Annotated in this window: 3 protein-coding genes and 1 pseudogene; 2 read left to right on the top strand and 2 right to left on the bottom strand. The window is 53.8% G+C overall.

The window, feature by feature from the left end:
* Positions 1 to 65: 65 nt before the first annotated feature.
* Together JL719_RS18580 and JL719_RS24145 are read left to right on the top strand one after the other, a co-directional pair.
* Entirely contained in the window at positions 66 to 305 is a 240-nt protein-coding gene (locus JL719_RS18580) for a helix-turn-helix transcriptional regulator (RefSeq protein ID WP_033155724.1), read from the top strand.
* Positions 302 to 928: pseudogene (locus JL719_RS24145) on the top strand (HipA N-terminal domain-containing protein); the annotation flags it as partial. The gene JL719_RS18580 and the pseudogene JL719_RS24145, both read left to right, overlap by 4 nt.
* A gap of 41 nt (positions 929 to 969) precedes the next feature.
* Here the strand turns inward: JL719_RS24145 and JL719_RS24245 are convergent.
* The gene (locus JL719_RS24245; protein WP_051669716.1) at positions 970 to 2,664 is read right to left on the bottom strand and encodes a sensor domain-containing diguanylate cyclase; all 1,695 of its coding nucleotides are present in this window, start codon (positions 2,662 to 2,664) and stop codon (positions 970 to 972) included.
* 61 nt (positions 2,665 to 2,725) lie between these two features.
* Entirely contained in the window at positions 2,726 to 12,697 is a 9,972-nt protein-coding gene (locus tag JL719_RS18565) for a cadherin-like domain-containing protein (protein ID WP_033155722.1), read from the bottom strand.
* Positions 12,698 to 12,895: the final 198 nt, after the last annotated feature.

The raw sequence follows: 12,895 nt of genomic DNA, 5'->3' as shown, positions 1-12,895 counted from the left end.
GCTTGGCAAAGAGATGGCACATAATCTAAAATTCCTGATCGGTAATATAACGACAACACGATGCCATGACAAACCCAAAACCACCGCTCGGTAATATTCAGAATGCCATGGAATTAGGGAAAATCGTTGCCAGCCAACGTAAAGCTCAAGGATTAAGGCAATCGGATTTAGCCGGATTAGCTCAGACCGGCACACGCTTCATTAGTGATCTGGAAAACGGCAAAGGCACGTTGCAGTTCGATAAAGTCATGCATATTCTGAATTTGCTGGGCTTGGATGTTGTGATCATGGATCGGCAATCATGAAACGCTTGGCCGTATTCGCAGGCGACCAATTAGTTGGTTCTTTACAGGAATGCAAACAGTACGAATTGGAATTCAGCTACACACCTGATTGGATAGCTAAATCCGATGCTTTCGCTCTTTCTCCCAGTCTACAACTCACCGAACAAACGTTCAGTGACGATGCTGTAACCGCTTTTTTCGAAAACCTGTTACCGGAAGGCGATGTGCTGAATTTCATCAGCCGAGCTGCGCAGATTTCTCAGGGTAATATCTTTGGCTTACTGGAACGATTTGGTGGCGATACGGCAGGCGCTTTTTCGATTTTGCCGGAAGGCATGGCGCCCACGGGTGAGCCACATTATTTGCCCGTTACGCCGGAAGCCATCAAAGCTTGGTTCGAGCGTTCCAGAGGTATTCCACTGGATATTTCCGGCGAACAGGCGCGCATGTCGCTGTCCGGCGCTCAGGACAAAATGACGGTGTTTATCGATGATCAAGGCAATCTGTCGATTCCACTGGGTGCCGCGCCGTCCAGCCACATCATCAAGCCATCCATCCAACATCGGCAGGATATTCCTCATACCGCGATCAACGAAGCCTTGGTGATGACCTTGGCCGAACGTATTGGCATGCAGGTCGCCAAGGTTCGCTACGCACCAGAATTAGAAGCGGCGATGATTGCCCGTTATGATCGAACCATCGGCGATTCCAGCTCTGTAGAGATTTGCGAGGCTATTTGTTCAAGTTCATCAACTCTCATCTGCAATTTTGAGACTTTACTGTCTTCCTTAGCCGCCTCTGGTTGAGGTGCAGGTAGATTTTTTTCGGCGGGCTCCGGAGCGGTTTTAACTTTTTCCGCAAATTCGTTTTGCAGTTGCCAGCGCACGACGCGGTTTCGGCCCGATTCCTTGGCAACATATAACGCTTCATCGGCAAATTTGTTCAATTCGCTCGGGTCTTCCGGTTTGTCTAGGATGCTGGCGACACCCAAACTCGCGGTCACCCAGGGTCCGGTTTCGTAACGGGCGACTGATTCGGATTTGATGCGTAACCGAATACGCTCCGCCACTGTAATGGCTTCGTCTACGCTTAAACCCGGTAGCACGAGGCAAAATTCTTCGCCGCCGTAGCGGCCAACCAAATCAATTTTACGAGTGTTGGTGGTTAAGATTTCGGCGAGCAATTTGATGATGACGTCACCGGTGGCATGACCGTAATTATCGTTAACCCGTTTGAAATGGTCGATGTCGACCATAATGCAGCACAGCTCCAAATTGTTTTGCAGGGCATCGGCAAACGCCTTTTCAAACAGTTCGTTAAATGCTCGCCGATTCAAACAGCCGGTCAGAGAGTCCCTGGTGGCCAGAAAGTGCAATTCCTTGTTTTGTTCTTTAACTTGCGCCTGACTTTCCTCCAACATGCTGACCATGGTTTGCAACTTGGTATTGCGTTCTTCTATTTCGGTGATGTCATCCAGCGTGATCAACACTCCTTGAGGGGCGTCGTTGCCAGCAAGAATGGGCGATGCGTTGATCACAAATTTAAATGTGTCATTGTCAGGACTAGTCAGTTTAAGATGCGCGCCAATCGAACTTTTGCCGGTTTTTAAAACAGTTTGCCAGGGCAGGTAGACGTCGGTGGTTGAATCGTCCGCGCTTTTCCATTTTAGTTGCGAGGCCTTTTTCCCTAGTAAAGCGGCCATAGGGCTGGTGATCTTTTTCAGAAAGGCATTATTGGCCAAGACAATTTGCTCGTACTCATCAATGATGATGACACCCTCGGCCAGCGTATCGAAAGCCGCGTTGACCCGTTCGGGAATCACGGCGCTGGGGTCGAGTACTTTCAAGGTTCTGAGCATGAACGCCAAGTAAATAAAAAAGCCGACAACCAAAAAGAATATCGCCATTTTAAAACTGGGGTGTTCAAGAAAATCTGAGGCCGATTCTCCGGCTATCGGCGCGAATTTAAATTCAATATCCCCCCATTTTTCCGAGTCGCGAAAAATAGGCACCACCAAATGCGTGGACGTGGATTTTTGGCTATCGTAATCGGCCCATTCTTTAACGTGATCGTTGACTTGAAAAATTAATTGATTGTTTTGCAAGCGGATGCCGGCGGAGAGAATGTCCGGGTTTCTCTTGATTAAGGCATTGAGCATTCGCTCAATGCGGTGTGGGTCTTGATCGGAGGCGATGGTGGAAAATTGAATGGCTAGCGCTTCGCTGATTTGTTTGCGCGACTCCAGCATAAAACTGGATTTATCCGGCATGAAACCCAACATTTCCGCTGCAAACAGTAAGCAGATACTCAGCATTACTAAAGCCAGGCTGATGCGCATTGCCGGCAATAAAACTCCAACCGCTTTTTTTAGGGCGTCCATGATCTTAAATGATGCGATGCCGGAATATTAAACCGAAACTCAAGCAAACAGTTTCTGATCATCACGGGGTGTCTTCAGAGCAGGAGGATACTGAGTCAAGCTCTTTGGCTTCATGGTCTTTTGCCAGCCTTGATTTTTTGACTGATCGCATTATAGGCAATGGATCAAAGCGTTTCAGTAAGGGTACCGTGGACATAAAGCTGGCCATTAACGACCCAGCCCGCAAGATCCAGCTGACAAATCCGGCCGTCAGACCGGTGCTGGTCCCCAGAATGATTTTAATGTTTACCGGATTGGCGTCCTCTACGACCGTAGGGTCGCTCATTTGCTTGTGAATGTTTTCCAATCTGTTCCAAAACTCCACTTCTTCTTGCTCGCTTAAAGTCGTCTGGCTATCAATTCTGTATTCATCGACAGATGGAATTCTGGATTCAAAGTGGTATTTTCGGCTAGTTTCGTTCCTGCGTGGTTCTTCGTTCTTATTAGTGTCCATCAGTCCGGATAAGCGTGGGCTATTTCCATTATCAATCCATGCGTTGGATTCTAAGATAAATCGATTGTCAGTTGCCTGCTTATCTGGTGGTGATTCATGCGTTAATTGATCGGCATGGGGGGTTAAATCAACAATGACCGCAAATTGATCGGTGGATACGTGCTGACTTGCTGAAATATGTGTTTGAGCGTCGTCTCCCTGATTTTTATCATTCAAACCATTTTTTGGATTATACCTAATGATGTCGTGCAAAGTATTCGTCGTATCGTTAGATGCAATATAGTTAATCTTGGCGGCCATTGCGGTGGAGCCCGCTAATCCGTCGTTGACGGAGAGGCTAAAACTCGGCGCCGATTCATTGTTGCCGTCGTCGATGAATTGCACTTGGTTGGCGGTCAGCTGGGCGCTGGTAAAGCCGGTGATCGGTAATCCTGCACGGGATGCCAATTGGAAATACCCCCCCGTTACATCGCCGACCGTGTAAGTAAAACTGTCACTATCCGGATCGGTTATCCCAAAATGGGCCGCGCTAAGCGTGACCGTTTCCCCCTCGCTTACCGTCAAGCCCAGATTATTGATGATCGGTGCATCATTGATACCGGTGTAGTAGATCGTCGCGGATAAGGTATTGGAACTGAGGCTACCGTCGCTGACCGTGACATCAAAACGCGGCGCCACTTCATTGCTGTCATCGACAAACTGCACCTGGCCGGCGGCCAGCTGGGTGCTGTTGAAACTGGTGACGCTGACACCGGGATTGGTGGTGAGTTGGAAATACCCGCCACTCACGCTGCTGAGCGCATAGGTGACGCTGGCGTTGTCGGGGTCCGTGACGCCGAAGTTGGCGGCCGAAAGGGTGACGGTCTCGCCTTCATTCAACGTTAGGCTGGCACTGGTCAGGACTGGCACATCGTTGAGCGAGCTGTAGTTGATGGTCGCGGCCAGCGTATTGGAATTAAGTGTGCCATCGCTGGCTGTAGCGTTGAAGTTTGGCGGAGCCTCGTTGGCGTCGTCGACAAATTGCACTTGATTGGCGACGAGTTGTGCGCCGGTGAAGCTGGTAATAGCAATGCCGGGGGTCGTTGTTAGTTGAAAGTAACCCCCGGTCAGCGCGCTGATGGTAAAAGTGAAATCACTACTGTCCGCATCGCTGACGACAAAATCTGTGGCGCTCAGAGTCACCGTCTGGCCTTCGCTCTGGGTCAAATTGGTTGCACTGAGCACAGGGGCATTGTCGTTGAGGTTGGTTATATTGATTGTAAAGCTTTGGCTGTTAGTCGAGCCGTCCGAACTGGTCGCCAACACGGTGATGCTGTGGCTGGTGGCGGCCTCGTAATCGAGCAGGCTGCCGTCGGCGACGGTGACCACACCGGTGCTGCTGTCGATAGCGAAGCGGCCGTTGGCGTTGTCCGTCAGGCTGTAGCTGATCGTCGCGCCGGTGTCCGCGTCGGTCGCCAGCGCCGTGATGCCCACCACGCTGCCGTTGGCGGCATTCTCAGCGACACTGTTGGCGGTGGCATTGTTGTCACTGACCGCCGAGACCGGATTGTCGTTGAGATTGACGACCGCCAAGGTCACGGCTTGGCTGCTGCTAAGCGTGCCGTCGCTGGCGACGACATTGAAACTGTAGCTGGCTTTGCTTTCGTAATCGGCGAAGGCGTTGAGGGTGACGGCACCGCTGTTGGCGTCGATGTTCAATAAGGCGGCATCGGCGCCGCTCAGACTCCAGGTCAGCGGGTTGCCGTCGGCATCGCTGCCGGTGGCGGTGTAGACCACGGTGTTAATCGGACTGTTCTCATTGACGCTGGCGCTGCTACCGGAGCTGATCACCGGGGTGTTGTCGTTGACGGCCGTATAATGGATCGTCGCGGCCAACGTGTTGGAATTCAACGCACCGTCATTAACAGTCATACTGAAACTCGGCGCCACTTCGTTGCCGTCATCGACGAACTGCACCAGACCGCCACTCAAATCGGCACTGGTGAATTGCGTGATCGAGTTACCCGCCGCGCTGCTCAATTGGAAGTAACCGCCGCTGACGCTGCTGACCGTGTAGGTGAAGCTGGTATTGTCGGGATCGCTGACGCCGAAGTTGGCCGATGACAAAGTAACGGTATCACCTTCATTCAAGGTCAGCGACGCACTGCTGATGACCGGCGCCTCGTTAACATCAGCCAGCGAGATGGTAAATGTTTTATCGACGCTGAGCCCGCCAGTGTCGGTCGCACGAATGATGATGTCTTGGCTGGTCGCGGCTTCATAATTAAGTAGACTGTCGTTAGCGACCGTGATTTGGCCGGTGTTGGCGTTTATCGCAAAACGTCCGTCTGCATCATTGATCAGCGCATAACTCCAATTTTCCCGCAGATCGTTATCAACCCCCACAACCGAGCCTACGACCGTGCCAATGGCGGTATTCTCGGCGATACTTGCCAAGGCAACAGTGCCGCCTTCCAGGCGCGCATTGGCCCAAACACCATGATCAAAAGCGTTGCCGTTATTGGCGTTGTCGATAGCAAGCCTTAACGTACTGGCTCCGGTCACGTCGATGTTCAGGTCGATAGGTGTGCTGGTGGAGTTTAAAATAGGGCTGCTATAAGTCTGTACACCATCGACATATACATAAAACTGCACCTTGCCATACGAGCCGGTTTGGTAATCGTTGATGCCGATTGTGGCCTTGAACGATGTGGCGCCATTGACCGCATAGTCGACATAACCGTAGCCATTGCCGCTAGCGGCGGGATGAGTTCCCAAGCCACGGGTGTAGCTGACCCCGTCCAGGACAATGCCGTAGCCACTATGTCCGGTATCGAGGGTTAAGTCATACATCGATTTTGTCAAATAGCTCTGCTCAGACAGATAGCGGGTCGCGGCAATGTCCGTTGGCGCTTCGTTGGCGGCGGTATAGTTGATTGTTGCTGCCAGAGTATTCGAATTCGCCGAGCCATCACTTACGGTAACGCTAAAGCTAGGCGCGACTTCATTGCCATCGTCAACAAATTGCACTTGATTGTTAGACAGTTGCGTGCTGGTAAAACTGTTGATGTTGAAGCCGGGGTTGGTCGTAAGCTGGAAAATACCGCCGGACACATTGCTGACCGTGTAGGTGAAACTGTTGTTATCCGGATCGGTTACGCCGAAGTTCGCCGCCGAAAGGGTGACGGTTTGGCCCTCGGTCAAGGTCAGACTGGCACTGGTCACAACCGGCGCGTCGTTGCTGGCAATAATACTGAGTGTGCCGGACACCACATTGCTGGTGCCGCCATCGCCATCAGTCAGATACCCTTGTAAGGTACGCACCAAATTTGACGGGGCGTCCGAGACATTCTGATAAGTAATGTTACGCCCCAAGGCCTGCGCAGCGGCCACGCTGGCGTTGCTGTTAAAACTGATGACCAAAGGTGTCGTGCCGTTGGTACCGCCGGTGAAAGTACCCATTACGACCCCACCGTAGCTGACATTGCTACCCGACACGCCGATTTGTCCACTGGCCGTGCCTTGATTACGGATCGCCAGACGATCTTCTGCTTGGCCGTTGGCGCTAAACGAAACTACCAACTGGCCGCCGTTAAAATCTGTCGAGTCAGCATCGGTCACGGTCGCAGTGGGTGCCAATATCACGGCGCCGGCATTTTCCGGATAACTGACGCTGCCGGTGGCAAAACTCAACACCGGCGCATCATTGACCGCCGCGACCGAGATGCTGCGCGTTCCAATGTTACTTGCCGTCGTGCCGTCGGTAACACTAAAACTCACAGCGCGGCTGGCGGTGGACGGTGCATCGCTGGTGTTTTGATAGGTAACGGAACGCAGCGCGGTTTGGTATTGAGAAACGGTGGCTGTGCCGGTTAAGGTCAGTGTGCCGGTGCTACTATTCCAACTGCCGGTGATACCGTTTTGGTTGGTGAACGCCAATACGTCCTGCCCGCTGGCGTAGTTGCCGGTGATTTGTACTGTTGCCCCGCTTAGGTTGGTGTTGTCGGCATCACTCAATGCCAGCGTCGCGGTTATCGCCGTGGCGCTGCCATTTTCGGTGTAAGCCAGCGTCGTGCCTTCAGTGGCCGACAGGACCGGCGCATCATTAACGGCGCTGATATTGATGGTCAGTGTATTGGCCGTACTATCCAGGGTTTGGCCGCCGCCATAGTTACTGCCGCTATCGACGATACTGAATAAAAAGCTGGTTGCGTCCGTGCCATTGGCGGCCGGTGTGTAGGTCAATTTTCCGGATTGAATGTCCGCGGCGCTGATGGCGTCCAACTCCTGCGCGGCAACACCGTTTAAATACAGGGTGCCAGCGCCGGGCAGCGATTCGATCCAGACTTGGCTGAGATTGTTGCCATCGGCGTCGGTGAACGGAAAATCGGCGGTGCTAAAGGTGTAAGCCGTATCCTCGGTAACCATGATGGTGTGGTCTTGGCCCACCGGCGCGCTATCCGGCGTTGCCGTGACAATAGTATTGGAAAATTCCGAGGTTTCGTAAAAGGTCGAGTAACTGGAATCGGTGCGGGTCGCAGTGACGGTGATGTACTGACCAGTTGCCAAGCGGACGTCGGAAAAATTAAATGACATGTTGACGCTGCCTGAACTGCCGACCGCCATGTTCAACGCATTCAGAAAGGTTCGTCCCTCGCCGCTGGCCGTGGCATCCGAAAAAACTTCGATGCGGTAATAACTGTTAGTCGCGCCGTTGTAGGTGCCGCTAAACGTCAGATTCGTACCATTCACGACCGCCCGGGTCAACACCATCGTGTTTAACAGACTATTGGGACCGCTATCGACATCGCCGGCGTCGTTGGCGGTCGCGCCGTTGTCGCCCAAATCAATTCCTAGGCGGGTGTTGCCGTAAATGCTGTTCTCTAAAAACACGTTGCTGGAGCCAGTGCCCACAGCCGTTATGCCCACGTCGTTGTTGGCGATGATATTGCCGGCGCCGGCCGTTGTGCTGCCGATCAAACTGCTGGTGGCGGAATTTTCAATAGCAACCCCTTGCATACCGTTGCCCAACGCCGTGACGCCATCCGTGCCAACCCCAATGTAGTTGCCTTGGACGACAGTGCCGGTGGTGCCGCTATCGCTGATATAGACGCCCGCCTCGGTATTTCCGGCGATGATGTTGCGGGTCGCTGCCGTGGTACCGCCGATTAGGGTATTGTCTGCACCGTCGATTACTGAAACACCGTCCCAGCTGTTTGCCAAACTGGCATTGCCGGATACGTCGGTACCGATGGTGTTGCCTTGGACAATATTGTTGTCGGCGCTTTCGCCATTGATAAAAACGCCGGAGTAATTGTTGCCCGAGATCAGGTTGCCGGCGCCGGTTGCCGTGCCGCCAATGGTGTTTCCGGACGATTCGATAGTAATACCGGAATTGGCATTGCCCAAGTCGATCATGCCGGAAATATCGGTACCAATATAGTTACCGGAAATGACGTTGCCGGTTGCCGAGCCGCCGGTCAAGGTAATACCCGAACTGCTATTACCGGAAATGACGTTACGTGCTGCGACTGTTGTGCCGCCGATGGTGTTGTTAGCCGACTGCACATAAATACCGCCGCCGGCATTGGCCAGCGCGGCGTTGCCGGTGGCGTTGAGACCGATCAGGTTGCCAGCGACAAGGGTGTTGCTGGCAGGTGCTTCCAACTGAATGCCCACCCAGGCCGTGGTGCCACTGATGACGTTGCCTTCGCCGGCGACCGTTCCGCCGATGCTGTTACCGGCGGCACTAACCCAAACACCCTGATTGGCATTGCCGACTGCATTCGCACCGGAGGCATCGGTGCCGATGTAGTTACCCTTGATTACGTTGCCTGTGGTCGAGCCGTTGTCGGTATTCAAGCCGATACCAAGACTGGTATTGCCGGAGATTACGTTGCGATCCGCTGCCGAGCTGCCGCCGATGATGTTATTGGCGGAATTCCAGATGCTGATACCCACTGCGTTGCCGGCAGCGCCGGTGCCTGTAGCGTTAAGGCCTATCCAGTTACCGGCAATGGTGTTGCCGTTACTGCCGGCGATATTGATACCGCTGCCGGTAAAGTTTTGAATCACCAGGCCGCGGATGATACTGCCATCGCTGCCGCCGTGGAGCTGTATGCCATCTTGAATACTACCGGCGCCGTTCAAAACAATTGCGGGTTTGTTGGCGCTGAAGCTGTCGTCGCTGGTCGCATCCAGCACGACTTGACTCGTAATCGTCAAGGGTGCCGTCAGATTGATAGTATGCACCGACGAACCGCTGATGCCGAAGTAAATGTAATCCGTGCCGGCGGTATTGTTGGCGGCGGCAATCGCCTCCCGCAGCGAGATGCCATCGCCGCCATCGCTGGCGATCAATGCGCTGATCGAACTGGTATCAGCCGAAGCGCTGATGGTATCCGAGGTGTTGGTGACAACGATGGCGCCGACGTGCACATCCAGAATGTCGGTATCGGTTAAAGTGCCACCGGAACCGGTATTGCCTTGATCGCTGGTGGTAATGGTCAGTTGCGCCAAGCCACGGTAATTGCTATCGGGCGTAAAGGTCAGGCCATTATTCAGTGCGGTGTTGATTGCCGACACTGTGCCGGAATAAGTCATGCTACTGCTGCCGTTGCTGCCGCTGACCAAGTTCAGACCCGCAGTATTGGCCAGCGTCAAGCTACCGTGGCTGATGCTTAGCGTCACTTGCACACTGCTGGAGGCTGCATCGGCGTCGGCAATTTGTAGGGCATTGCCATTCGCGCTGGAGAAGGTTTTGCTGGTATTGACGGCGGTGTAACTGTTGGCGGGTAGACTGTTGACCGGCGCGTCATTGACCGCCGCGACCGAGATGCTGCGCGTTCCAATGTTACTTGCCGTCGTGCCGTCGGTCACGCTGAAACTCACGGTGCGGCTGGCGGTGGACGGCGCATCGCTGGTGTTTTGATAGGTAACAGAACGCAGCGCAGTTTGATACTGGGCGACGCTGGCCGTGCCGGTTAAGGTCAGTGTGCCGGTGCTCGCATTCCAACTGCCGGTGATGCCGTTTTGATCGGTAAACGCCAGTACGTCCTGCCCGCTGGCGTAGTTGCCGGTGATCTGCACCGTGGCGCTGCTCAGATTAGCGTTATCGACGTCAGTAAGTACCAGGCCTGAGGTAATCGCTGTCGCAGCGCCGTTCTCGGTGTAAGCCAGGGTCGTGGCTTCGATGGCGGAAATGAGCGGCGCATCGTTGTTTGCCGTTACTGTGATAGCCACCGTATCGGTGTCTGTTAAGGTCAGGTCTCCGGCGAGTGCGGCAATTTCCGCCCCAGTTAAAGCGCGGTTATAAATCCGTGCTTCGTCGATCTTGCCATTGAAATCGTAGGTAGTACCACCGTTTCCGTGCTTGCCGATAAAACTATTGGTTCCCTGACTGTAAGCGATGGATGTGGTGTAAGCGGTAGAGACCACGGCAACGCCGTCTATATAAACCGCTTGGGTATGGGCTACGCTGTCGATGGTGTATGCAACGTGGTGCCAGCCGGTACCGGCCAATGTCGTAGCCGTTTCGGTAAATCTGAACGTGCCGCTATCGACATAACTACCTTTGATTTTGCCGCCGGCATCCAGGCGTAATATCACGTTGTCGCCCAGCGAAATGACTTCTGCACCCCCCGTGTCGGCGGACGCCAAGTTTACCCAGGCCGCCAGGGTGACACTGGATGGCTGGCCATAAACCCCAGTAGTTTGCACATAACCGTCGCCAGCCAAGCTCAGCACATTGCCGCGGGTAGTGTCATTGACGGACGTGCCGTTGACGACCGAGGCCGTGGAACCGGCCGCCGGACTGCTATCGGTCTCCAGTGCGCTAGTGTTATCGAAAGCGTAACGGCCCAAGAGGCCGGTATCGATATCCAAACTCAGGAGTACCGAGTCTTTGGTGGCTAACGTCAGCGTCGCGCTGCCGCTGTATTCGGCAGTGGGCATGAAACTCAAGCCATTCAGCGCCGTGTTGATGGCGCTGGCCGTGCCACGAAACCTCATCGTGTTGTCGGCGGTGCCGTCGCCGGCTACAAAGGTCAAGCCGGTGGTGCCGCCCAAGGTCAGCGTGCCGTTGGTGACCGTCAGAGTGATTTCGTTGTTTGCGCCGCCGGCATCAGCGTCGGTTATCGTAATCGCATTGCCATTGGCCGATGAGAACACTTTGGCCGTGTCCTCATTCGTTGTTTGTGCTGCGGGTACTGTATTCACAGGCGCGGTGTTTATACTTGCTTTGATAGATACCGCACCTATCGACCAATCGGCAGCAAGTAACGCTGAACCGCTCATCGTTACTGAGCTCGCGCCTTCCGCCACGGAAGAGCCTGCCTTTGCCGTAGACAATAGGGGAGAACTGCTCCATTGCGAAGTTTGCCCGGTACCCGAAGTATCAGCTGAAATAGCTTTCCAATACTGCACGTCGATAACTAAATCGCCAGTCGCACTGGCGACATTCACCGTGCCTGATCCCCCCAACAAACCGGTGGTGCCGGTGTTGCCAGCATAAGTACCGTAGGGCATCGATTGGTTAACACCGTTAAAGGTCGATGCACCCGCAGCAGCTTCCGTATTTCCGGTAAATGATATAACGACGTTATCGGTTCCCGCTGTGGGGTTGACCAACGCCCAAATTTCGACGGCGTGATTGGCTGCTGTGCGCCCTACGCGGGTGAGATCGGCGGTACCGTATTTAACGCTGTTGACCCCAGCGCTGCCGTCATCAATGGCAATCTCGACAAATAGTACCCGGTCGAAGCCGGCACTGACCGTATGCGACCACGTCAGTTGGTTGGTGCTGGTGCTGCTGGTGGATGTCACTGTGCCATTGGCAGTCACCGCCATCAAGCCAGTCCATTCGCTTTGACCCGCCGCGTTGACTACAACTTCGGTTTCGACGTCGCCGGTTTGGTATTCAAGTAGCCAGTCCCCTCCCAAATCCGCACTGCCGGTGGTATCTTCCGACGCCGCGACGTCGATATTGGTGATCCCGGACAGATACTCGACAAAACTCTGCCCAAATTGCGTTTCCGCGACATTGCAGCCGTAAATCAGAATATCGCCGTTGGCATTGAAGGCATCTCCCCAGGCGCTGATGTCGGTCTGGTTTTGAATCAAGGTATCGAAATTGAGTTGACTGTTGCCTAAATCCAGGCTGCCGTCGCTGCCGTGCGAGATGATATGCACCGCGTCCAGATTGTCGCGCTCGGCCAGAATCTGCGTGATTTGTTGAATGCCGTCGTTGCTGCTGTCCAGCGTAATGATTTCCAGATTACGGTTGGAAACGTCGCTGCTTTTGATATCGTTTATTAGCGATTCGTAGCCCTGGACGCGGGTATCGACAAACACGATTTCATTGCGGCTGGTCTCGCTGGTGCTGGTTTGCGCGGGGGGCTGTTGGGTGTCGGCGGGCGGCGTGGCATTGGTGTAGGTTGCGTTGGGATCCATGAGCTGTTCGGTCAAAAGCCCCTCGATGCCGCCGGAGAACAGCTGTCGAGATTCCAACTCTTCCAGAATCGGTTTTGAGTGGTAGTGCTTGAGATGTGACTTTGAATTCATGGGCGTTGAAAGTTGCAGTTTGACCGATGAGCATGGAACGCCGTTGGCATCGGATGCCAGAGATGCTGCTAGAGTTTAGCGACTTCGTTTTAATTATTCTGTGATTGCAGCAAATAATCCGTAATAGAACACAGATAAGCCTGCTCAAAATGTGCAGTGGTTAAGTGTCGGAGGGTATATGGAAAAAATGGAGCGCTT

Origin of the sequence: Methylomonas sp. LW13, assembly GCF_016865255.1 — a bacterium.
Lineage (GTDB): Bacteria > Pseudomonadota > Gammaproteobacteria > Methylococcales > Methylomonadaceae > Methylomonas.
This window is presented reverse-complemented; position numbering and strand designations above follow the sequence as displayed.